This is a genomic window from Mesorhizobium sp. LSHC420B00 (assembly GCF_000503055.1).
Classification (GTDB): domain Bacteria; phylum Pseudomonadota; class Alphaproteobacteria; order Rhizobiales; family Rhizobiaceae; genus Mesorhizobium.
Genome location: NZ_AYVY01000051.1, coordinates 13,724 through 36,112 on the forward strand (window position 1 = coordinate 13,724; position 22,389 = coordinate 36,112).

The 22,389-nt window shown below is 63.8% G+C and carries 16 protein-coding genes and 10 pseudogenes; 20 read left to right on the forward strand and 6 right to left on the reverse strand.

Going from position 1 to position 22,389, the window contains the following annotated elements; translation table 11 throughout:
* Positions 1-536: 536 nt before the first annotated feature.
* From nifH (X760_RS78660) to X760_RS78665, 14 genes and pseudogenes are all read left to right on the forward strand, one after another.
* A pseudogene (gene nifH / locus X760_RS78660) lies at positions 537-729 on the forward strand (nitrogenase reductase); the annotation flags it as partial.
* Positions 730-860: 131 nt separating this feature from the next.
* On the forward strand, positions 861-2,063 hold the full coding sequence (locus tag X760_RS72460) for a cytochrome P450 (protein ID WP_023723001.1): 1,203 nt from the start codon (positions 861-863) through the stop codon (positions 2,061-2,063).
* A 93-nt stretch (positions 2,064-2,156) separates the two neighbouring features.
* Complete coding sequence (locus X760_RS72465) at positions 2,157-3,446, forward strand: cytochrome P450 (protein WP_031195406.1); 1,290 nt, start codon at positions 2,157-2,159, stop codon at positions 3,444-3,446.
* A gap of 1 nt (position 3,447) precedes the next feature.
* A pseudogene (locus X760_RS79290) lies at positions 3,448-3,573 on the forward strand (ferredoxin); the annotation flags it as partial.
* Between the two features lie 168 nt (positions 3,574-3,741).
* Positions 3,742-4,587 carry an SDR family oxidoreductase gene (locus X760_RS0140440; RefSeq protein WP_031195408.1) on the forward strand — a complete coding sequence of 282 codons (846 nt, stop codon included), beginning with the start codon at positions 3,742-3,744 and terminating at the stop codon, positions 4,585-4,587.
* Positions 4,587-5,930: a cytochrome P450 gene (locus tag X760_RS72470; RefSeq protein WP_023723004.1), complete on the forward strand. Its 1,344-nt coding sequence runs from the start codon at positions 4,587-4,589 to the stop codon at positions 5,928-5,930. Before X760_RS0140440 ends, X760_RS72470 begins: the two co-directional genes overlap by 1 nt.
* Positions 5,931-6,084: 154 nt before the next feature.
* On the forward strand, positions 6,085-7,077 hold the full coding sequence (locus X760_RS72475; RefSeq protein WP_023723005.1) for a polyprenyl synthetase family protein: 993 nt from the start codon (positions 6,085-6,087) through the stop codon (positions 7,075-7,077).
* Between the two features lie 146 nt (positions 7,078-7,223).
* Positions 7,224-8,774 carry a hypothetical protein gene (locus X760_RS72480; protein WP_023723007.1) on the forward strand — a complete coding sequence of 517 codons (1,551 nt, stop codon included), beginning with the start codon at positions 7,224-7,226 and terminating at the stop codon, positions 8,772-8,774.
* Positions 8,771-9,643: pseudogene (locus X760_RS75920) on the forward strand (hypothetical protein); the annotation flags it as partial. The gene X760_RS72480 and the pseudogene X760_RS75920, both read left to right, overlap by 4 nt.
* A gap of 84 nt (positions 9,644-9,727) precedes the next feature.
* Positions 9,728-10,777, forward strand: a complete 1,050-nt coding sequence (gene fni, locus X760_RS0140445; RefSeq protein ID WP_031195410.1) for a type 2 isopentenyl-diphosphate Delta-isomerase — start codon at positions 9,728-9,730, stop codon at positions 10,775-10,777.
* 337 nt (positions 10,778-11,114) lie between these two features.
* Entirely contained in the window at positions 11,115-11,441 is a 327-nt protein-coding gene (locus X760_RS72485) for a helix-turn-helix domain-containing protein (RefSeq protein WP_031195412.1), read from the forward strand.
* Positions 11,416-12,451 (forward strand): annotated as a pseudogene (locus X760_RS72490) (type II toxin-antitoxin system HipA family toxin). Before X760_RS72485 ends, X760_RS72490 begins: the two are co-directional and overlap by 26 nt.
* A 1,172-nt stretch (positions 12,452-13,623) precedes the next feature.
* Positions 13,624-13,865 (forward strand): annotated as a pseudogene (locus X760_RS72495) (AAA family ATPase); the annotation flags it as partial.
* 102 nt (positions 13,866-13,967) lie between these two features.
* Positions 13,968-15,350: an ATP-binding protein gene (locus X760_RS78665; RefSeq protein ID WP_036245939.1), complete on the forward strand. Its 1,383-nt coding sequence runs from the start codon at positions 13,968-13,970 to the stop codon at positions 15,348-15,350.
* A 694-nt stretch (positions 15,351-16,044) separates the two neighbouring features.
* Here X760_RS78665 and X760_RS78670 read toward each other — a convergent pair.
* Both X760_RS78670 and X760_RS78675 read right to left on the reverse strand, forming a co-directional pair.
* Positions 16,045-16,326: a Fic family protein gene (locus X760_RS78670; RefSeq protein WP_245278791.1), complete on the reverse strand. Its 282-nt coding sequence runs from the start codon at positions 16,324-16,326 to the stop codon at positions 16,045-16,047.
* Between the two features lie 160 nt (positions 16,327-16,486).
* Positions 16,487-16,765 (reverse strand): Fic/DOC family N-terminal domain-containing protein, encoded by a 279-nt coding sequence (locus tag X760_RS78675; RefSeq protein WP_245278789.1) that lies wholly within the window; start codon positions 16,763-16,765, stop codon positions 16,487-16,489.
* A 28-nt stretch (positions 16,766-16,793) separates the two neighbouring features.
* Between X760_RS78675 and X760_RS72510 the strand changes: the two genes are divergently transcribed.
* From X760_RS72510 to X760_RS77685, 6 genes and pseudogenes are all read left to right on the forward strand, one after another.
* On the forward strand, positions 16,794-16,997 hold the full coding sequence (locus X760_RS72510; RefSeq protein ID WP_023723017.1) for a hypothetical protein: 204 nt from the start codon (positions 16,794-16,796) through the stop codon (positions 16,995-16,997).
* Positions 16,998-17,025: 28 nt separating this feature from the next.
* Positions 17,026-17,271 (forward strand): hypothetical protein, encoded by a 246-nt coding sequence (locus X760_RS72515; RefSeq protein WP_023723018.1) that lies wholly within the window; start codon positions 17,026-17,028, stop codon positions 17,269-17,271.
* Between the two features lie 383 nt (positions 17,272-17,654).
* A pseudogene (nifH, locus tag X760_RS75935) lies at positions 17,655-17,895 on the forward strand (nitrogenase reductase); the annotation flags it as partial.
* Positions 17,896-18,040: 145 nt separating this feature from the next.
* A pseudogene (locus tag X760_RS72525) lies at positions 18,041-18,388 on the forward strand (transposase); the annotation flags it as partial.
* 242 nt (positions 18,389-18,630) lie between these two features.
* On the forward strand, positions 18,631-18,915 hold the full coding sequence (locus tag X760_RS72530; RefSeq protein ID WP_023723021.1) for a hypothetical protein: 285 nt from the start codon (positions 18,631-18,633) through the stop codon (positions 18,913-18,915).
* Between the two features lie 382 nt (positions 18,916-19,297).
* Positions 19,298-19,468 (forward strand): hypothetical protein, encoded by a 171-nt coding sequence (locus tag X760_RS77685; protein WP_210164503.1) that lies wholly within the window; start codon positions 19,298-19,300, stop codon positions 19,466-19,468.
* A gap of 293 nt (positions 19,469-19,761) precedes the next feature.
* On the opposite strand, the pseudogene X760_RS72535 reads toward X760_RS77685, so the two are convergent.
* The 4 genes and pseudogenes from X760_RS72535 to X760_RS72550 form a co-directional block, all read right to left on the reverse strand.
* A pseudogene (locus X760_RS72535) lies at positions 19,762-20,366 on the reverse strand (IS5 family transposase); the annotation flags it as partial.
* 445 nt (positions 20,367-20,811) lie between these two features.
* A pseudogene (locus X760_RS75940) lies at positions 20,812-21,096 on the reverse strand (3-oxoacyl-[acyl-carrier-protein] synthase III C-terminal domain-containing protein); the annotation flags it as partial.
* Between the two features lie 38 nt (positions 21,097-21,134).
* A pseudogene (locus tag X760_RS72545) lies at positions 21,135-21,553 on the reverse strand (sulfite exporter TauE/SafE family protein); the annotation flags it as partial.
* 121 nt (positions 21,554-21,674) lie between these two features.
* On the reverse strand, positions 21,675-22,389 hold a 715-nt coding region (locus tag X760_RS72550), incomplete at its 5' end, for a TCP-1/cpn60 chaperonin family protein (RefSeq protein WP_023723026.1).

The window sequence follows — 22,389 nt, forward strand, 5'->3', positions numbered from 1 at the left end:
GGTGCTGTATGGTGCGATGTTGGGCGCTTCCGCCCCAGCTGGGCAAAGACGAACGCAGCCGAGCCGATGCACCACCTCGCACCGGCGGGCACTGCAGCGATTGCATAGCGTATGCCGCTAGCGTGTTCTTGCGTGCGCAGGCACGGCTATTGCGAACACCCGCCTGTGGCAGCAACCATGAGCGCACGCTCTTCGGCAAGCGCCCTGGTTCCGTGAGGATCGAATTCTCCAAGCGGGTCCTGTTTGCAACCCTCTTATGTTCGAAACTGGACCAGAATGTCGCAAGCCTGACCAAAAGGTCGCCGAGGCGTACTATCCGACACTGTTCTGTCGCCTTTTGTTGGTCCGCGACACCGGTCTATTTCGCCGAGCTCTTCTTTGGCCTCAGGCTAATTCACTGAAAAGCAACCACAATTTTTTTGCTTATGCTGGGTCGGCCAGATTGGCACGAGTTTTGAAGCTCCTTCGGGAGCCGCCGCCCGACCTTCATTTCGTGGATGACACCGCGATCGATGGAACGATGAAAGAAAAGCAAAATGTCAAATCCGCGTCAGATAGCATTCTATGGGAAGGGGCATCGGCGAAACCGCCCCCTACCAAACAGGCTCGCCGCCCTTGTCGACCCTTGCGCGGGAAATCCTGATGGCCGGCCGCGACTCAAAGGCCCACCACACTCGCCTGATCCTGAACTCGAAGGCGCAGGATAAAGTTCTGCATCGCGCCGCGCGGTATGCCTAGACAGTTACACGCGGGCTACCGCCGCGGAGGACTTCGTCTACATGCTGTCTTACGTCATTGGCTGCCCGCAGCGCCTGCCGGTCACCTCCGCCCTTCCATCGCTTAGAGAGTGAAGTGCCACCATGTCCGAACAACCCTTGCCGACGCTGCCGATGTGGCGCGTCGATCACATCGAGCCCTCGCCCGAGATGTTGGCGCTGCGCGCCAACGGTCCGATCCACCGCGTGCGCTTCCCGTCCGGGCAAGATGGCTGGTGGGTGACAGGGTACGACGAAGCCAAGGCGGTGCTGTCCGACGCGGCGTTCCGGCCCGCGGGAATGCCGCCGGCGGCATTCACGCCGGATTCGGTGATGCTCGGTTCGCCGGGGTGGCTGGTCTCGCACGAGGGGGGCGAGCATGCCCGGTTACGCACGATCGTGGCGCCGGCCCTCAGCAATGGCAGGGTGAAGCTGCTCGCGCAGCAGGTCGAGGCGATCGCCGCGCAGTTATTCGAGACGCTGGCGGCCCAACCCCAGCCCGCCGACCTGCGGCGTCACCTCGCCTTTCCGCTTCCGGCCATGGTCATCTGCGCGCTGATGGGCGTGCTCTACGAGGATCACGCCTTTTTCGCCGGGCTGTCTGACGAGGTTATGACGCACCAGCATGAAAGCGGCCCGCGAAGCGCGTCGCGCTTGGCGTGGGAAGAACTGCGCGCCTACATTCGCGGCAAGCTGCGGGACAAGCGCCAGGATCCGGGCGACAACGTGCTGACCGATCTGCTCGCGGCGGTCGACCAGGGCAAGGCGACCGAGGAAGAGGCGATCGGCTTGGCGGCGGGCATGCTGGTGGCGGGGCACGAGAGCACCGTCGCACAGATCGAATTCGGCCTGCTGGCCATGTTCCGCCATCCGCAACAGCGCGAACGCCTGGTTGGCGATCCATCCCTGGTGGACAAGGCGGTGGAGGAAATCCTGCGCATGTACCCGCCGGGCGCGGGCTGGGACGGCATCATGCGCTATCCGAGGACCGACGTGACCATCGCGGGCGTGCATGTTCCCGCGGAGAGCAAGGTGCTGGTCGGCCTGCCGGCGACGTCGTTTGATCCGCGCCACTTCGACGACCCGGAAATCTTCGACATCGGACGCGAGAAAAACCCGCACCTGGCGTTCTCCTACGGGCCGCACAACTGCATCGGCGCGGCGCTGGCCAGGCTGGAACTCAAGGTAGTGTTCGGTTCGATCTTTCAGCGCTTTCCCGCGCTGCGCCTGGCGGTGGCGCCCGAAGAACTGAAGTTGCGCAAGGAGATCATCACTGGCGGGTTCGAGGAGTTCCCGGTGCTCTGGTGAGGCGCGGACGCCGCCGGGAATCGCGATCTTCTCCGCAATTTGCCGGCGCCCCTGGCGGGCGCCGGTCAGATCACCAGCCAACAGGTAACCAAGATGGATGTGCAAGAAACCACGGCAGCATGCCGGGACGCCTTCGCCGAACTGGCGTCGCCAGCGTGCATCAACGACCCGTATCCGTTCATGCGGTGGTTGCGCGAGCACGATCCGGTGCATCGCGCGGCGTCGGGCCTCTTTCTGTTGAGCCGCCACGCCGACATCTACTGGGCGCTCAAAGCCACGGGCGATGCGTTTCGGGGACCGGCGCCGGGCGACCTGGCGCGCTATTTCCCGCGTGCGCAGACCAGCCTGTCACTCAATCTGCTGGCGTCCACGCTAGCGATGAAGGATCCACCGACGCATACGCGTCTGCGCCGGCTGATCTCGCGCGATTTCACCATGGGCCAGATCGACAACCTGCGGCCGAGCATCGCGCGCATCGTCGCAGCGCGCCTGGACGGCATGGCGCCCGCGCTGGAGCGCGGGGAGGCGGTGGACCTGCATCGCGAATTCGCGCTGGCCTTGCCCATGCTGGTTTTCGCCGAACTGTTCGGCATGCCCCAGGACGACATGTTCGGGCTCGCTGCCGGCATCGGCGCCATTCTGGAAGGCCTGAGCCCGCACGCCAGCGATCCCCAGCTCGCCGCGGCGGACGCGGCCAGCGCCAGGGTGCAGGCCTACTTCGGCGACCTCATACAGCGCAAGCGCACCGATCCCCGCCACGACATCGTGTCAATGCTGGTCGGCGCACACGACGACGATGCCGACACGCTGTCGGATGCGGAGTTGATCAGCATGCTGTGGGGCATGCTGCTGGGCGGCTTCGCCACCACTGCTGCGGCCATCGACCATGCGGTGCTGGCGATGCTGGCGTATCCCGAACAGCGGCACTGGCTGCAGGGAGACGCCGTGGGGGTGAAGGCATTCGTCGAAGAAGTCCTGCGCTGCGACGCGCCCGCCATGTTCAGCTCCATTCCGCGTATCGCCCAGCGCGACATCGAACTGGGCGGCGTGGTGATCCCGAAGAACGCGGACGTGCGCGTGCTGATCGCGGCCGGCAATCGCGACCCGGACGCCTTCGCCGATCCCGACCGCTTCGATCCCGCGCGGTTCTACGGCACCAGTCCTGGCATGTCGACCGACGGGAAGATCATGCTGAGCTTCGGCCACGGCATCCACTTCTGCCTCGGTGCGCAACTGGCCCGGGTGCAGTTGGCCGAGAGCCTGCCGCGGATCCAGGCGCGCTTCCCCACGCTGGCATTGGCCGAGCAGCCGACCCGGGAGCCCTCCGCGTTCCTTAGGACATTCCGCGCGCTGCCGGTGTGGCTGCATACGCAGGAGGGCTGAGATGCGCGTCGTGGTCGACCAGGATCTGTGCGGAACCACCGGACAGTGCGTGCTGACGCTGCCGGGCACCTTTCGCCAGCGCGAACCAGACGGCGTGGCCGAAGTGTGCGTGGCGACGGTCCCGCAGGCGCTGCATGCCGCCGTGCGGCTCGCGGCCAGCCAGTGCCCGGTCGCCGCCATTCGGGTCATCGAAAGCGACGCTGGCGATGACGAGCCCGCCAGCGCCGATCCGGCGCCCTCTCCGGCGGAGGCCGAGCGGCATGCCGCGAAAGACCAAGGCAATCCAGGAGACACGATGGGACGGTTTGAAGGCAAGGTGGCCGTGGTGACCGGCGCTGGCGCGGGCATCGGCAAGGCATGCGCCCTCGCCATCGCGCGGGAGGGGGGCCGAGTGGTGGTGGCCGACATTGATGGCTCGGCTGCCGTCGCCTGCACCGCGCAGATCGCGGCCGAAGCGGGCCACGCGCTGGCCCTGGCCATCGACATCGCCGATGCGCAGGCGGTGGCCGCGCTGTTCGAGACGGCGGAGCAGCACTTTGGTGGGGTCGACCTGCTGGTGAACAACGCGAGCGCCATGCATCTGACCCCGCGCGACCGCGCGATCCTCGACCTGGACCTGGCGGTTTGGGATGAGACGATGGCGACCAATCTGCGTGGCACGCTGCTCTGCTGCCGGCAGGCCATCCCACGGATGATGGCCCGTGGCGGTGGCGCGATCGTCAACATGTCGTCGTGCCAGGGGCTCAGCGGTGATACCGCGCAGACGTCCTACGCCGCCTCGAAGGCGGCGATGAATATGCTGTCGGCCTCGCTCGCCACCCAGTACGGTCACTCGCAGATCCGCTGCAACGCGGTTGCGCCGGGTCTTATCATGACCGAGCGTCTCCTCGCCAAGCTGGACGAGTGCATGCAACGGCATCTGCGACGGCACCAGCTCCTGCCGCGCGTCGGCCGTCCCGAGGACGTGGCCGCGCTGGTGGCGTTCCTGCTCTCCGACGATGCTGCGTTCATCACCGGCCAGGTCGTGTGCATCGACGGCGGCATGCTGACGCATGTGCCGACATATGCCGATGGTGGCAACAGCCGCGCCGCGCGGCCATCCGGCGACACCGCCGAAGCGGACGCTGCGCCAAGGAGGTGATGGACATGCTGCTCAACCCGCTCAACCGACGGCACCGGCTGCGATACGATGTCCCGGTCATGCCCGGCGCTTTTCCCCTGGTCGGGCATCTTCCCGCCATCGTCTGCGACCTGCCGCGCCTGCTGCGGCGCGCGGAGCGGACGCTGGGCAGCCACTTCTGGCTGGACTTCGGTCGTGCCGGACACCTGATGACCTGCCTGGATCCGGATGTGATCGCATTGCTCCGGCACAAGCACGTGTCCTCGGCGCTGATCGAAGAGATCGCGCCCGAAATCCTTGGCGGAACGTTGGTCACTTTGAACGGTAGCGCGCACCGGCAGGCGCGCGATGGGATCAAGGCGGCGTTCCTGCCCAGGGGGCTGACCGAGGCCGGCATTGGCGAGCTGTTCGAGCCCGTCATCCAGGCCCGGGTGCAGGCGTGGCGCGACCGCGGTGAAGTAACTATCCTGCCCGAAACCGGCGACCTGATGCTCAAGCTCACCTTCAGTCTCATGGGCATCCCCGCCCAAGACCTGCCGGAGTGGCATCGCAAGTACCGGCAACTGCTGCAGTTGATCGTCGCGCCCCCGGTCGACCTGCCCGGAACGCCCTTGCGGCGCGGCCGCGCCGCCCGCGACTGGATCGACGCGCAGTCGCGCCAGTTCATCCGCGACGCGCGTGCGCATGCCGCGCGCACCGGGTTGATCAACGACATGGTGAGCGCCTTCGATCGCAGCGACGATGCGCTCTCCGATGACGTCCTGGTCGCCAACATCCGCTTGCTGCTGCTTGCCGGTCACGAGACCACCGCCTCGACGATGGCCTGGATGGTGATCGAGCTGGCGCGGCAGCCTGAGCTGTGGGACGCCCTGGTCGAGGAGGCGCAACGCGTGGGCGCGGTGCCGACCCGGCACGCGGACCTGGCGCAGTTTCCGGTCGCCGAGGCGCTGTTCCGCGAGACGCTGCGCATGCATCCGGCGTCCTCGCTCATACCGCGTCGCACGACGCAGGAATTACAACTCGGCCAGCGCCGCATTCCCGCGGGCACAAGTCTATGCATCCCGCTGCTGCATTTCTCGACCTCGGCGCTGCTGCACGAGGCGCCTGATCAGTTCCGCCTGGCGCGGTGGCTGCAACGCACGGGGCCGATCGGGCCGGTGGACATGCTGCAGTTCGGCAGCGGCCCACACGTCTGCATCGGCTACCACCTGGTATGGCTGGAACTGGTGCAGTTCAGCATCGCCTTGGCGCTGACCATGCACAAGGCCGGGGTGCGGCCGCGGTTGCTGAGCGACGCCGAAAAAGGCCGGCGCTATTACCCGACAGCACAACCCTCCATGAAAATCCGCATCGGATTCTCGTGAGCTGGCATCGCATACCCCGTGTGGCGAGGCAGCGGCGCCGGCGACGCGCGGCATTGCTGCACTCGGCGCGCGCGCTCGGTGCGACGCCGGCAACACTGCATCGGCTCGCCGCTCGCCGTGGCCGTCTGCTGTCAGGTACAAGGACATGAACGACATGCAGACCGGTTCCACGCTACACGACCACGGAACTGGCGTTTCCGCGCTCGGCGGATTGGGCGCGCAGGCGCGCGGCGCATCCGGCAGGCTGCTGCCGGAGATTTGGATGCAGGACGGCGCAAAACGGGTCGAACAGGCGCTGGCGCGTCTTCTCTGCGCCGAAGACGACGGTGAGACCGAGCTGATGGCGGCGATGCGCTACGCCACCTTGAATGGCGGGAAGCGCACCCGCGCCTTGCTCTGTATGGCTGCCGGCGCACTGGCCGACACGCCGGCGCACACGCTCGACGACGTCGGCGCCGCCATCGAGATGATGCACGCCTGTACCCTGGTCCACGACGACCTGCCCGCAATGGACGACGACGTGCTTCGCCGCGGCCTTCCGACCGTGCACGTCAAGTTCGGCGAAGCCACTGCGATCCTGGTCGGCGATGCGCTGCAGGCGCACGCCTTCCTGACCCTGGCGAGCCTGGATGCGCCGGGCGACAACCGTATCGCGCTCGTGCGCGAACTGGCGCAGGCGGTGTCCGCCGAGGGTGCCGCAGGCGGGCAGGCCATGGATCTGTCGCTGGTCGGAAAGCACGCCGAGCTGGACAGGATCGTGGCGATGCACCGGATGAAGAGCGGAGCACTAGTGCGCGCGTCCGTTCGCATGGGCGCGCTATGCGCCATCGCGGAGGATGCCGCGCACGCTGGGCTGTACGGTGCGCTCGATCGCTACACCGCCTGTTTCGGGCTGGCGTTGCAGGTGATCGACGACATTCTCGACGCGACAGCGGATACCGCGACGCTGGGCAAGACCCCCGGCAAGGACGCGGCGGCGCAGAAGCCGACTTGCGCGTCGATCATGGGGCTGCAGGCAGCGCGCCAGTTCGCGCTGGATTTGTTGCGCGACGCCGGGGAGGCCATCGTCCCGCTGGGGCCGCGTGCGGAACGGTTGGCGCAGATGCTGCAGCGGGCCAACGTGTATCTGTCCGCGCCATACGCATGAGCGCGCCCGTCCGCATGGACTCGCCCTATGCTGCTGCGACCGGTCGGCGGGCGATGCATGCTGCTCTTTGTCCGAGTCCGCGGCGCCGATCGCAGCGGTTGCCCGATCCTGGTCCTCGCCAACCGTCTGCAGAAGGAACATCCCGCGTGAACGCGCTGTCCGAACAGATCCTTTCCGAATTGCGCCACCTGCTGAGCGAGATGAGCGACGGCGGCAGCGTCGGTCCGTCCGTCTACGACACGGCGCGAGCTCTGCAGTTCCACGGCAACATCACCGGTCGGCAGGACGCATACGCGTGGCTCATCGCGCAGCAACAGGCCGATGGCGGATGGGGAAGCGCGGACTTCCCGCTGTTCCGCCATGCGCCCACGTGGGCGGCGTTGCTGGCATTGCAGCGTGCCGATCCTCTTCCCGGCGCTGCCGACGCAGTCCAGGCTGCAACCCGGTTCCTCGAGCGCCAGCCCGATCCCTACGCGCATGCGGTGCCGGAAGACGCGCCGATCGGCGCGGAGCTGATCCTGCCGCAGTCGTGCGGCGAGGCCGCATCCTTGCTGGGCGGCGTGGCGTTTCCGCGCCACCCGGCGCTGTTGCCGTTGCGGCAAGCGTGCCTGGCCAAGCTGGGGGCGGTGGGGACGTTGCCGAGCGGCCATCCGTTGCTGCACTCATGGGAAGCCTGGGGGACGTCGCCGACCACCGCATGCCCGGATGACGACGGCAGCATCGGCATCAGTCCGGCGGCCACCGCCGCGTGGCGTGCGCACGCCGTGACACAGGGAAGCACGCCGCAGGTCGGGCGCGCCGACGCGTATCTGCAGGCGGCATCGCGGGCGACGCGCAGCGGCATCGAAGGTGTCTTTCCCAACGTCTGGCCGATCAATGTGTTCGAGCCATGCTGGTCGCTGTACACCCTGCATCTGGCCGGTCTGTTCGCGCATCCCGCGCTCGCCGAGGCGGTGCAAGTGATCGTCGCGCAGCTCGACGCCCGCCTGGGCGTGCGCGGTCTGGGCCCGGCCTTGCACTTCGCGGCCGATGCGGACGACACCGCCGTTGCGTTGTGCGTCCTGCGCCTTGCAGGCCGCGACCCGGCGGTCGATGCGTTGCGCCATTTCGAAATCGGCGAGCTGTTCGTCACCTTCCCCGGCGAGCGCAATGCCTCGGTGTCGACCAACATCCATGCCCTGCATGCGTTGCGACTGTTGGGAAAGCCCGCTGCCGGCACCAGCGCCTACGTCGAGGCCAATCGCAACCCGCACGGTCTATGGGACAACGAAAAGTGGCACGTTTCGTGGCTGTATCCGACCGCGCATGCGGTCGCTGCGCTGGCGCAAGGCAAGCCCCAGTGGCGCGACGAGCGCACGCTGGCGGCGCTCATGCAGGCGCAGCGCGACGACGGCGGCTGGGGCGCCGGTCGCGCGTCCACATTCGAGGAAACCGCCTACGCGCTGTTCGCGTTGCACGTGATGGACGGGAGCGAAGAGCCGACAGGGCGCCGGCGCATCGCGCAGGCGGTGGCGCGTGCGCTGGAGTGGATGCTCGCCCGCCATGCGGCGCATGCATTGCCGCAGACGCCGCTGTGGATCGGCAAGGAACTGTATTGCCCCACCCGGGTGGTGCGCGTGGCCGAACTTGCCGGATTGTGGCTGGCACTTCATTGGGGGCGGCGCGTCCTGGGCGAGGGAGCAGGAGCGGCGCCATGATCCAGACCGAACGCGCGCTGCAGCAGGTGCTGGGGTGGGGGCGTTCCCTGACCGGGTTCGCCGACGAGCATGCCGTGGAAGCGGTCAGGGGCGGCCAGTACATCCTGCAGCGCATCTACCCGAGCCTGCGCGACACCAGCGCCCGCACCGGCCGCGATCCGCGGGACGAAACGCTGATCGTGGCGTTCTATCGCGAACTGGCGCTGCTGTTCTGGCTCGACGATTGCAACGACCTTGGCCTGATCGCGCCGGAGCAGCTCGCCGCGGTGGAGCAGGCGCTGGGGCAGGGCGGGCCGTGCGCGCTCCCCGGATTCGAGGGCTGCGCTGTGCTGCGCGCTTCGCTGGCCGCGCTCGCCTACGATCGTCGCGACTATGCTCAGCTTCTCGACGATACCCGGTGCTACTGCGCGGCGCTGCGCGCCGGACGCGCGCAGGCGGCAGGGGCGGAACGCTGGTCCTACGCCGAGTACCTGCACAACGGCATCGAGTCGATCGCCTACACGAACGTGTTCTGTTGTCTGTCGTTGCTGTGGGGGTTGGACATGGCGGCCTTGCGCGCGCGTCCGGCCTTTCGCCAGGTCCTGCGGCTCATCTGCGCGATAGGGCGCCTGCAGAACGATCTGCATGGACGCGACAAGGACAGGTCGGCCAGCGAGGCCGACAACGCGGCGATCCTGCTGCTGCAGCGCTATCCGGCTATGCCTGTGGTGGAGTTCCTCAACGACGAGCTGGCCGGCCATACGCGCATGCTGCACCGGGTGATGGCGGAAGAACGCTTTCCCGCGCCGTGGGGACCGTTGATCGAGGCCATGGCGGCCATCCGCGCGCAGTACTACCAGACCTCGACCAGCCGCTACCGCAGCGACGCTGCGGGGGGAGGCGGCGGCGTGCGCGCGCTGCCGTCGGTCCGATCCGACGCAACGCCGTCGCCCGATGCGACGGATCGAGCGAGCATGAGCGACACCGCCCTGAGCCGGCGCAAGGACGACCATCTGGACATCGTGCTGGATCGACTAACGGCGCCAGCCACGGTCGCCGCCGGCTGGGAGTACATCCGTTTCGAACACTGCGCATTGCCCGAGTTGGACCTGAAACAGATCGACCTGCGCGCCTCGCTGCTGGGCAAGACCATGCGCGCGCCGCTGCTGATCAGCTCCATGACCGGCGGCATGCCACGCGCCGAGGCCATCAACCGGCATCTGAGCGAGGCAGCGCAAGCCTTGGGGATCGCCATGTGCGTCGGTTCGCAGCGCGTGAGCCTGCTATCCCGCAACTCGCAGGGGCTGACGCGCGCGCTGCGCCGCCTGGCCCCAGACATTCCCTTGCTGGCCAATATCGGTGCCGCGCAACTGTGCGAGGCCGACGGCCTGGACCTGGCGCGCCGGGCGGTTGATGCGTTGGAGGCCGATGGACTCATCGTCCATCTCAATCCGCTGCAGGAAGCGGTACAGCCGGAGGGCGACCGCGACTGGCGCGGCGTCCTGGCGCAGATCGCTCGCGCCGCGCGCAGAGTGGGCGTGCCGATCGTGGCCAAGGAAGTGGGTTCGGGCCTGTCCGCCTCGGTGGCCTGTGCGCTCGTCGAGGCGGGCGTGGCGGTGATCGATGTCGCCGGCGCCGGCGGCACCAGTTGGGCCGCGGTGGAGGGCGAGCGCGCCCGCGATGCCGCCGACCGTGCAGTGGCGATGGCGTTCGCCGATTGGGGGATTCCGACCCCGGCCAGCGTGCAGGCGGTACGTCGGGCGCTGCCAACGGTGAAGCTGATCGCGTCGGGCGGGATCCGCGACGGCGTCGACGTGGCCAAGGCCATCCGCTTGGGCGCGGACATCGTCGGGCAGGCGGCCGGCGTGCTGCGCGCGGCTACAGTATCCACCGAGGCGGTTGTCGCGCATTTCGAGATCGTCATCCGCCAGTTGGCCGTCGCCTGCTTCTGCACCGGCTCGGCTGATCTGGCGGCGTTGCGTCAGGCGCGCTTGTTGCCTTGGGCGCATCTGCCGGCCGGCTGATGCCGCGGTCGCGTCTGTTTCGCGTTCATAGGGCCCCGTCGGGCGCATCGGTGCTGAGGTTAAACTAGCCGTTCGCTGAATGTCTTTGCGTTGGCCGTTTTCGCAGCGACGTACGCACCGCTCGGTGAAAATGCCGTGGGCGGTGGCCATGGCAGCTGTTCTCGGAGGAACGTCCGCTGTGCGGCGGTAACCTGGGAGATCCTCGAATGAAGGACTGATCTCTTTGGATATCATTATCTTCATATATGATACGCGAAGATCATTAAATTAACTTGCTCGCCGGATGAGATACCTTTGCATATCAATGGGGGCATTGGAATGAATCGTATAGGTAATGGTGGAATCTGAATCGGAAATTCTGCGCGAAATCGGTGGGCTTTTCAGGCAGGTGAGGCAGGGCGCTGCCATGACGCAGCAGCAGGTCGCTGATTTGGCGGGTATATCCCGTCCCCGCTATCGCGACATCGAAAAGGGGGCCGCGGCGGCGCGTGCGACGACGCTCATGAATGTCGCTCGCGCGCTCGGTCTGGAAATGATGCTGGTTCCGCAAGTCATGGTGCCGGCTGTCCAGGCTCTGTTGCGTCCGCATGATGATGACGACCTGCCCGCCTTTGTTCCTCAATCTGACGATGACGATCATGGCTCCAGTCTTTCACGCACCTAAGACGATCCCGTCGCTGGACGTGCTCTTGAACGCACTGAAGATCGGCACAATCGTTAGGACGCCGGGCGATTTCAATGCATTCAACTTCGATGAGGCCTACCGCGCGACGGGCGGCTTTCCGGTTTTCAGCCTGTCGTTCCGGGCAGCGACCGGAGGATTGCGGAAAGGTCCGAAGCCTCTGGCGGGCGCCTTGCCGGCCTTTTTCGCGAACCTCCTACCGGAGGAGAAGCTACGCGAGGCGATGGAAAAGCACCACGAAGGCAATGTCCGGCCTGGCAATGATTTCGATCTCTTAGCGGCGCTGGGCGCCGATCTGCCGGGAGCCGTACGGGCGTCGCCCAGTGACGGCGCGATAGCGGTTTCGCAGGATGCTTCAAAGGATGACCCCAAGGCACGGTTCTCACTTGCCNTCCCGAAGAATTCAACACGCTGTCGGAGGGCAAGGTCCTTCTCGTCAAACGCTTCGATCGCGGCGCCGATGGCGATAGGATTCACATTGAGGATTTTGCTCAGGTCTTCGGTGTCTATCCCTCGCGCAAATACGAGGGCGCTGCTTACCATGACATAGCCTCGGCTCTTGGCGTGGCCGTCTTGACTACGGCGGCTCTCGAATTCGTCCGCCGCTTGGCGCTGACTGTCATCACCGGCAATGGCGACATGCACCTGAAGAACTGGTCGTTGATCTATCGCGGAAACGGCTTTAAGCCGGCCCTTTCACCAATCTACGACCTACTGTCGACCGTGCCATATCTTCCCGCGGACGCCATGGCGCTTTCGCTTGGAGGAGAGCGCTCGTTCAAGGCGCTAGCAGCACCGCGATGGAAAGCATTTGCGAACCGTGCAATCCGGAGCCGCCAGTCCTGAAGGCAGTGGTCGAGACCGTCGAACTCGTCAACGAGCACTGGTGGCATCTGCCTGAGCGCGACGTTGTCGCGGGGAAAGTGCTCGGGTGGATCGACGAGAATGTGAAGGCGATGACGCCGATACTGAACTCCTGCGCCGAGAAGTGAGCCGAGCCTCTTGGCTTAACGTTGGCGGAATGATCGCCAGCGCCGGTGGCCCAGCCTCACTTGGCAGGCTTCTCCCTTTTTGTTGCGCGTCAGTTTTGTCCGCTGTCCAACGATGTCGGATTTGCGACATAGTCGCAGTAGAACTACGATGTTCTTTATAAAACACGTACATGCAGGTTCCGCTGCGAGCCTTAGGTGCTGAGGGAAACGCTTGTCGCATGCAGATGATGTCTATCCGGTGCTCTGGCTGCGGCGAATTGGACCAACAAAGATAGCGTTAGAAAGTATGGCTCCGGCAAAACTCATCCAACATTGCGGTTAAGCGGCCCGACAGTCATCTCCGACAAGCGACAAAATCAACTGAGCGTTCTCGAGTGCCCGTCAGATATGCGCCGTGTGGACCGACGCGACTGCGGTTCAGAATGAGACCCCCGGCGCGTGTCACGATTGCAGGACCCGACGCTCCGGGACAGCTCAAGAACCTCTTGGCTTGCGCGGCGACATGATTGGCGATACTCCAGCCGAATTGGAGCACCAGAAGCTGGCCCAGCAGCAGCTGCAAATCGGGGTGCAGCACGAGTGCCATCATACGTGCGATTAGTGACAACACCAGCGCGACGGCCCAACGACCGCTTGGGCGGCGTGTAAGAAATTCCGCTCGGCACCACTATCTGAAGATAACCAGGGTGCGCCAAGACAAGACAGGCGAGGTCGAGCCGTCAACGAACGCATTGTAAAAAGCGGCAGATGTGTTGGTCGCGGTTGAGCGCCAGCTCGTGTTCAATGTGCGAACGGCCGGCCCAGATCAATGGCAGGCTGGAGCGATACAGAGGTATGCGTAGACCGACGTCCTTGCTGCGGTCTCCCCGATCAAAATCGCCTCAGACTCGCTGCCTGACATTCCCAACTTCTTTCCGGTCTGCGAGGTATGCGGGTCGCAAGTAACGGAAGCCGACACGTTGTGTCGCCTTTGTCGGGTCCGCGACACAGGCTGGCTTAGCCAATCTCTTGTTGCCTCGGGCTAAGCAGCTGAAAAGAATTCACGAATTTTCTTCTCCGGCCCAGTCAGTCACGTTGGCACGAGTCTTGAAAACCTTGGTGCAAGGCGGCGAGAGCTGCCAACGCATTCATGTCGCGGGCAGCCGCAAATGGAACAGAAGAAGGAAAGCTACATGTCAGGTCTGCGTCAGATCGCGTTCTACGGCAAGGAGGGCATCGGCAAATCGACGACGTCCCAAAATACGCTCGCCGCCCTTGTCGACCTCGGGCGAAGGATCCTCATCGTCGGCTACGACCCCAAAGCCGACTCCACCCGCCTGATCCTGAACGCGAAGGCGCAGGATACGTTCTGCACCTCGCAGAACAAGAAGGTTCGGTGGAAGATCTCGAACTTCAGGACGTGCTCAAGGTCGGCTGCTTCCAAGCATCCTGACTTGTTGTACAGCATGCTGTGAGGACACCTGATGCATTGTCGCGCGAATCGTCGATCAATTGTGAACTCACAAAGGATATCACCATGACTGAGGTTATTCGCTTTACCTGGCAGGCACTTCATGCCCATTTCAAAACCGATGATTTGTTGGAGCTGACGAGCTCCCACCGACGGTTTTATCCACATCTCCTGCCGGATCTTCAAACCATGATCGAAGAGCAGATCGCGCCTCTGTCTCCCAAGCTGGTCGGCGTCCACCAGTTCTACGACTCTGAGCCCATGAAGCTATCAGACCTTATCATTCGCCAGGAACATGCCGTCGTTCCGATAACACCCTTGCAATATCAGGACATCGACATCGGCGAAGAGGAGCCTTATGCGTCTCTGCACAACGGCCTGTGGTTGTTCCAGATCGGCGACGAGCCGGTTGCGGTTTTTCTGTCGCAGTTCACCGCCCCATACAATGGCATGACATACGTTCAAGTGGAAATCGCTTTTCTGCCCGGCGAGCAGGCATGCGACTTCTCGCGCGAATTTCTTCGCAAGATCCAGGAGGGCTGCGAGAGCTCACGATATTATCGCAACAAGGTCCTCTCTTTCGAAGAAGATGCAGGAACCTCTGGGATGCAGGGTACGATGCGGGTTCATGGTCTTCCTGCCGTATGCCGGAACGACCTGGTGCTTTCCGAGGCAACTATGGCGCGTCTTGATGCCCACATCTTCGATTTCGATGGACACCGAGAGGAGCTGAAGCGTCTCGGCCAATCGACGCAAAAGGGTATTCTGCTTTACGGACCTCCTGGGACAGGCAAGACGCACGTCATCCGTCATGTTTGTGCCAACCTGCCTGGCCGCACTACCGTTCTGGTCACGGCTGAGCAGACAATTGCGATTGGGTTCTACATCGCGCTGGCGCGTACCTTGCAGCCGAGCATCGTCGTGCTGGAGGACGTCGATCTGGTGGGCCGGTCGCGAGAGGATGTTCATGGTCAAAAGGCCGAACGCCTCCTCAACCGTCTGTTGAACGAGATGGACGGTCTTGAGTCAGGGACAGATATCTTTTTCTTCCTGACGACGAACCGGCCGGAGGACATTGAGGAAGCGCTCGCTTCGCGCCCGGGCCGCGTGGACGAAGCTATTGAAATTCCGCTCCCCGACGCTGGTTGCCGCGAGCGGCTGATAGCGCTCTATGGTGGTGCTCTCACCTTCGAGAGCGGAGCGGTGGCCGATGCCGTCGCACGCTCAGACGGCAGCAGCGCGGTCTATGTCAAGGAGATGGTCCGTCGTCTGGCCCAACGGAGCCTCGCGCGAGATGGCTCTCATTTTGTCTCGCGCGACGATGTGGAGGTGGTCTTCGGCGACTCCGGAGTATTGTCCAGCCGTCTCAACAGGCGCATCGTCGGCCTCACCGACAAGGCGTCAAGAAGAAAAAAGGCCGAAGAAGATGACAGTGACTGCTGCGGCTAAAGTTCTGCGGCCCGAGTGCGCCTTGTGCTGATTTTCGATGACTTCGCTCTAATCAGCGCAAGGCGCCAGTGGGCGCCCCTCGGCCATGCCTGGTCGGCTCGATGCGAGGCCAGGAACGATGAGTGCCCGAATTCACCTGGCGGCTCACCTGCGGAGCGGTCCCGCACCGCTCCGATCCGCCGCAGTCAGTGTTCGTCGTGAACGACGCTTGCGCACTGCCAGCCCTGGATGAACAGCCTCCGATAGCCGAAGCGTCGCCACTAATTGGCGAGGCTGCAGGAGTCGTTCGCGCAGCGTGGTGTGATTTTCATGGAATGAGCACGCGAAAATGCGGGGTCGGGATTCCACGGTCATTGACAGCGTGATATGATTTCCCGGTTGGTAGCGATCAGCCACTGTCCAATTCCGTTCCGGTTCGCACGCATTCCAGATAGGCGCGATAGGCGAAGCTGCGGTCGCGCTTCTTCCCCATGGTGTCCACGAGAATATTGGCTTCGGTCAGCGCCTCGATCGCACGGATCGCGGTCGCTTGCTTACGCCGATCAACTTTATGACCGAGGCAACGCTCACGATCGGATGACGCGGCGATTGCTCGAACAGTCTGACTGCGGAGCCGGAGGCGGATTGGGCTTGGAGCAGTCGCACCCGGTGCGAGGATACGAGATTGAACAGTTCACGCGCCGAAGCGACGGCTTCACCGGAAGTGGTGGCGATCGAGAAAGAAGTCTATCCAGCCCTCAAAGTTCCCTTCCACCGGATTAAAATCGAGGCGCCGGTAGTACTCTTCCCTGTGGCGCTTGAAAAACAGGCTGAGATAGAGGAGCCGCGCCTTTAGTAAGCCCCAGTGCTCCAAGAGCAGGGCGATCAGGAGTCGCCCGATCCGCCCGTTGCGGTCGAGATAGGGATAAATGATCTCGAACTGCACGTGGCGAAAACCTGCCCGCACCAGCTTCGCTAGCGGATCGTCGACGTGGATGTATTTCTCAAATTCGCTGGGAAGCTGGGGAAGCTTATCCGGTGGCGGCGGGACCTAGGTCGCATTGCCTGGCCGACTTCCCCCGATCCAGTTCTGGCTGCGGCGTACGTCTTCTTGTTCGAACAACGCACGACGCGCATCAACCGCTTGTGCGTCTCGTTCAGGAGCGCATGGAAATCGGCAGCCCCTGCTTCGACGCAAGCTGGTCGCGGGCATAGGCGAGCGTGTCGAGGTAGTTCGTGACCGCTTCCATATCGGCGTTGGGTGCCGGCCCCTCTTCGGCCTCGAAAGCCAGAAGGTCCACGAGTGCTGCCTGCGTGCCCTCGATCTGCGAGGAGATCACTGCCTCCTTGCGCACGAAGGCATAGATGAACCAATCGAGGTCAAGGCACCATATCGCCAGCGCTCGCCGCCCTTGTCGACCTCGGGTGATTGCCATGACGACCATTGTGTACCGAGATGGGATCATGGCAACGGACAGCCGCGTCTATTCGAGCGACGGCAGCCCGATCGGCTTCAAGAAAAACCTGCACGTCCTGCCCAATGGCGCCCTGGTCGCGTCCTCGTCGAGTGATGTCGGCCAGACCGACGCCGCGAGCCACGGCGGCCAGACCGACGCCTTCGCCAAATGGTGCAGCCAGGTGGTCAACGAAGGCCATCCCCACCCATGACAGCAAGATCGGCGTCAAGGCGCTGCTGGTGTGGACCGACGGCACCGTCCACTACTGGAACCATTGGTCCTGCTTTACCGGGCCGCTCGAGGCGCCATTCTTCGCGATCGGCTCCGGCACGGAGTTTGCACTGGGCCCGCTGCACGCGGGCAGAACGGCCGAGGAAGCGGTCAGGATCGCCAGCGAGTACGATTCCTTAACCGGCGGGCCGATCCACACTGCGAAGCTCTCCCCTATCCCGAACCCGCCCAACACGCCGATTTCGGGTGTCTAGCCGTGAAGAATCTACGCCGTCAACGTCACCCAGCGGCTGACGCTTACCTAATGCGGCCGCAGCCGAGGCGCAAAGACCAAGCATGTGCTAACGTTCAACATGGATCACCCGATTGGAGGCCGGCCAGTTGTCGGGCTCCTGGGAGATCAATAGCGGTCGCAAGTAACGGAATCCGACACATTGTCGTCTTTGTCGGGTCCGCTACACACGGTTTGCTTAGCCAATCTCTTGTTGCCTCGGGCTAAGCAGCTGAAAAGTATTCACAAATTTTGCTCCGGCCCAACTCAGCCGAGTTGGCACGGGTCTTGAAGCCCTTGGTGCAAGGCGGCGAGCTGCCTTCATGGCGCGGGCAGCCGCAAATGGAACAGAAGAAGGAAAGCTACATGTCACGTCTGCGTCAGATCGCGTTCTACGGCAAGGGGGGCATCGGCAAAGTCGACGACGTCCCACGCTCGCCGCCCTTGTCGACCTCGGGCAAAGAATCCTCATCGTCGGCTGCGGCCACAAAGCCGACTCCACCCGCCTGATCCTGAACGCGAAGGCGCAGGATACGTCCTGCACCTCGCAGCACAAGAAGGACCGGTGGAAGATCTCGAACTCCAGGACGTGCTCAAGGCCGGCTACTTCCATGCATCCTGACTTGTTGTACAGCATGCTGTGAGGACACCTGATGCATTGTCGCGCAATCGTCGCTCCATTATGAGCTCGCAAAGGATATCATCATGACTGCCGTTCGCTTTGCATGGCAGGCACTCCATGCCCATTGGTGCTCTACGAGGATGTCTACTGCCGGCGCGGCGCTGCCGAGAACCACATCAAGTCGTGGAAGACGCATCTCGCCGCCGACCGCACCTCCGGCACAAGAGCGACGGCCAACCAGTTCCGGCTGTTCCTGCATGCCGGCGCCTACTGGCTTATGGGGGGCCTGCGTGCCGCGATGCCGAAACGCTCCAGCTTTGCAGTCGCTCAACTCGACACGCTGCGACTGCGCCTCATCAAGATCGCCGCTCGCATGGTCGACATGAAGACCCAAATCCGCCTGCACCTGCCGACATCCTGCCCGGACCAGCGCATTCTACGCATCGTCCTCAGTCGCATCCCGCAACTCGCGATATAAACAATGGGGCGCAGACGTCCCGGAACAAACCCGCTGACCTCAACCCGCAAACCCTCGCCTTCCATCACGACGGATCACCGCCGGCGCCTGATGAGGCTTGGGAAAACGCACAGCAAAGGAAACCAGATCGCCGCTTCAGGCCGCCGAAAGCTCTTCGCCGTGCATCAAGCGGGCTAGGTTCCGCGGGCGATCTAATGCTTCCCAGAATCTCTACAATCAACTTTTGTGTCGAGGAGGAAAGTATGTGGTATAAGACGGCGATGGTGGTCGCGCTGGCCACAATCTGCACAGGCTGCATGACGGCGGAAGACCGCCGTGCCGCGGACGAGGACCGCCGTGCCGCGGACGAGGCGCAATGCCGGTCCTACGGCTTCGTCGGGAACGATGCCTTCGCCGAATGTCTGCAGCGCATCGAGCTCGAGCGCCGCGCGGACCTGAGAAGCGCGTGCGCTTTCGATCCTTGGGACCGGCCGGTGATCTATCGTCCGGTCATCATCCGGCCATGGCCCTGTTTTGAAGATTGGTAGATTCATGTCGTTTATGCAGCCTGTCAGGATGTTCCTTACGACGCGACCGGGCACTCGATAGGATCAAAGGCGTGTGCGGCTAGAGCTGGTCCGGCGATGAAGCGGGGGATCTCAGCTTCGTCGCCACAGGTTTTGGCAGCAGCGTCATTCCGACCACCGCAAGGAGCCGGAGAAGCTCGCCTACTATCTGGTCTGGGGCACGGCGTTGGCCGAACTGGCCGGTGCCGCCGCCTGCGCTGGGCGGTCGAGGAATGGCTTCGAGCGCACCAAAGACGATCTCGGCCTCGACCACTACGTCGTGAAATTCGCTGACTGCTTTTGAGGCTACTGTCAGCTAGCTCTGCCAAAAGGGTTGTTGTTGGGACAAACAACTGGCGACCTTATGAAACCAGTCACCTTACCAAAACCGTCCGACGTGCCGATCGCAGATGGCAAACGACACCGGATCATCCGCAAAACATTAATGAACGAGAGAAAGGCAACAATGACACCGTCACCAAAAGATGTCGCGGCCCCGGGGCCTCCCAAAACCGTCGACGAAATTTCGGCCTGACTGGCTGCGCCCGATACTTCCTGCGATCGCGCTGGCCCTGGTAACGACCGCTCCGGATCCGGGCGCCACTTACAACGGGGGACGGAAATGTGAGAAATTTCCTAAATCTTTGTTGTGCAATCCGCCAGACGACGGAGCAGACGACGGAGCGGACCGTGGTCAAGGGTGATGGATGAGCTTTTCCGCCCCATGTCCTTTGTCACAGGTTTGTCCTTCGTTGATGGGCAGCACGGGGACGAGATGGGGCTTAAGACGACGGTTGATCCAGCTCTTATCCGCGGGTTGGTAACCGCACTGGTGCCTTCGGCCACACGCGGTCCCTGATATCCAGGTCGGCGAACACCTTTCGGATGAAGGGGAATGGTCGCCGCGAGGCGTTCAGGACCGGGCCGGCGCCGTCGCGATCCTGGATGCTGGCGGGATGCGGATAAGGGACGAGAGCCCGACCGTCGGTGTCGACCAGCGCATGGCGCTTGCGGCCTTTGATCTTCTTGCCGGCGTCATAGCCACGCGGCCCGCCACTCTCGCAGGTCTTCACGGTCTGGCTGTCGATGACGGAGGCCGTGGGTGAAGCCTCTCGGCCGCAACGTTCGCGATCCAGCATCAGGAGCTTGTGGTTGATCTTCTCGAACAGGCATGTGTCACGGAACAAGCAAAACCAGCGAAACACCGTGCTCCTCGGCGGAAAATCCGATGGCAGAAGACGCCACCCGATCCCGCCGCGCATGACGTAGAAGATCGCGTTCACGATCTCGCGCAATGGCCATTTTCGCGGTCGCCCCGTCGGGCGCGCCGTGGGCATGAGTGGCGCGATCAAACTCCACTCTGCGTCCGTCATGTCTGTTTCGTAACGCAGGCTTCCGCGGTTATGCTGGCGGCGAGTAGCTGGCGTCCACATCAGGTCTCTCCAATCAGGCTTCGACAACCTGTTGGAATCACGACCGCGCCAGCTGCTCAACCCCTTCGGCGAGATCAATATTGGAGCACATGTTTGTGTGGATGTAGATTCACACGAATCCACTAACACATTGAATGCGAGGGCGGCTTGCGGCATGACCGAGGTGCGTGAGGATAGCGGCCCCCCGCCGTAGCCTTGCTGATAGTGCCGTGCGGTTGACGGATCGGATTATGCTCGGCGTCTCGCGATCGTCGAGCATAACGCGCGAAGCCCGCGAGCCCGACGATCCAAGGCAAACCGGCATGGCGAAACACTGCCTTCATGAACAAGCCGTCCGAAGCTCCAGTCCATCCAGAATAGCATTGGTCGGGCGAGTGACAAACTGGCGAACAGCCTTCACGTGTGCCGCGCATGAGAGCGCCGGCCAACGAGCGGGCAAAACCCGTCAAAGCTTCTTGAGCAGTGCGCCGCCGATCGAGTATCCCCGCCCTGAAGGTGCAGAGCAGGCCGTAATCGCCCGCCTTCATATCCTCGTGGTTTTCCTTGAAGGCGATGATCGCGCCGGCCGCCGCCGTGTTGCCGAGCCGCTCCAGCACCATTGGCGCCCGGTCATGCCGACATCATGGCCGAAGGAGAGCTTCAGGATCATCGCGTTCATGCGCGCATTGGCCTGATGCAGCCAGAACCGGCGGATGCCATGCGGGGTCAGGCCGTGCTCGGCCAGGAAATCCGTTGAACATTGCCCCCAGCGGTGTTTCAGCCGCCGACCATCGGACCCCAACCACCGCCACCGGCCGGTGGAGGAACGCGCCTGCGGCGCCCAGCGGAGCCACCAGGCAGGTAGGAACCGGATTGTTGGGGATCTTGCGGAACCACCGGAGCTGTTTCACCATGTCGCCGTCGAAACAAGGTCAGCACGAAGGCGCCGAGGCAGCCGCCGAGGGGATGCCGAACGGTGCAAGCCGCCAGAACAGCTTCCAGTCGATATTGCGGTGGTAATGGTGCGCCGTGCCGGATGCGGCCGTGGTGAACACTTCCGCCGCGTGCACCGCGGCCGAAGCCTGCGCCGGCGGAACGCCGAAGGAAAGCAGAACCGTCGAGGAGATCGCGCCGTATGCCATGCCAAGCGCACCGTCGACCGCCTGGGCGAGAAAGCCGACTATGGCGAACAGAATGAATTCAGTCATTGGTGTCCGCCATAAAGTGCGCCGCATGCAGGCCTGTGGATCGGGCAGCCGGCTTGGATCCGCGCCAGAGAAAAGGGCGGCATCGCTGCCGCCCTTTTCCTGTAGTTGGAGGTTGGCTGGATCAGAAATCCATACCGCCCATACCGCCCATGCCGCCGCCGCCCATGCCGCCAGGCATGCCGCCGCCGCCACCCGACTCCTTCTTCGGAGCCTCGGCGATCATGGCTTCGGTGGTGACCAGCAGGCCGGCGACCGAGGCCGCGTCCTGGAGAGCCGTGCGCACGACCTTCATCGGATCGACGATGCCCATGGCGATCATGTCGCCATATTCGCCGGTCTGGGCGTTGAAGCCGAAGGTCGGGCCCTTGTTCTCGAGGATCTTGCCGGCAACGATCGATGCTTCCGCACCGGCGTTGGCCGCGATCTGGCGAGCCGGAGCCTGCAGCGCGCGACGCACGATGCTGATGCCCGCGGTCTGGTCGGAGTTGGCGCCGGTGACGGTGATGGCCAGCGAAGCGCGCAGGAGCGCGACGCCGCCGCCAGGAACGATGCCTTCTTCGACGGCCGCGCGGGTCGCGTTGAGGGCGTCATCGACGCGGTCCTTCTTTTCCTTGACTTCGATCTCGGTCGCACCGCCGACGCGGATGACGGCAACGCCGCCCGCCAGCTTGGCGAGACGTTCCTGCAGCTTCTCCTTGTCGTAGTCCGAGGTGGTCTCCTCGATCTGCTGCTTGATCTGGGCGACGCGGCCCTGGATCTCGGCCTTCTTGCCGGCGCCGTCGACGATGGTGGTGTTCTCCTTGGAGATCGACACCTTCTTGGCGCGGCCGAGCATG

Excerpts from the sequence above, each read along its gene's own strand:
- X760_RS78675 (WP_245278789.1), bottom strand. The coding sequence starts at position 16,765 with ATGGCAATCACCCGAGGTCGACAAGGGCGGCGAGCGCTGGCGATATGG.
- X760_RS72510 (WP_023723017.1), top strand. The coding sequence starts at position 16,794 with ATGGCAACGGACAGCCGCGTCTATTCGAGCGACGGCAGCCCGATCGGC.
- X760_RS77685 (WP_210164503.1), top strand. The coding sequence starts at position 19,298 with ATGAAACCAGTCACCTTACCAAAACCGTCCGACGTGCCGATCGCAGAT.
- X760_RS72475 (WP_023723005.1), top strand. The coding sequence starts at position 6,085 with ATGCAGACCGGTTCCACGCTACACGACCACGGAACTGGCGTTTCCGCG.
- X760_RS72530 (WP_023723021.1), top strand. The coding sequence starts at position 18,631 with ATGTGGTATAAGACGGCGATGGTGGTCGCGCTGGCCACAATCTGCACA.
- X760_RS72460 (WP_023723001.1), top strand. The coding sequence starts at position 861 with ATGTCCGAACAACCCTTGCCGACGCTGCCGATGTGGCGCGTCGATCAC.
- fni (WP_031195410.1), top strand. The coding sequence starts at position 9,728 with ATGAGCGACACCGCCCTGAGCCGGCGCAAGGACGACCATCTGGACATC.
- X760_RS72470 (WP_023723004.1), top strand. The coding sequence starts at position 4,587 with ATGGACATGCTGCTCAACCCGCTCAACCGACGGCACCGGCTGCGATAC.
- X760_RS78665 (WP_036245939.1), top strand. The coding sequence starts at position 13,968 with ATGACTGAGGTTATTCGCTTTACCTGGCAGGCACTTCATGCCCATTTC.
- X760_RS72465 (WP_031195406.1), top strand. The coding sequence starts at position 2,157 with ATGGATGTGCAAGAAACCACGGCAGCATGCCGGGACGCCTTCGCCGAA.
- X760_RS0140440 (WP_031195408.1), top strand. The coding sequence starts at position 3,742 with ATGGGACGGTTTGAAGGCAAGGTGGCCGTGGTGACCGGCGCTGGCGCG.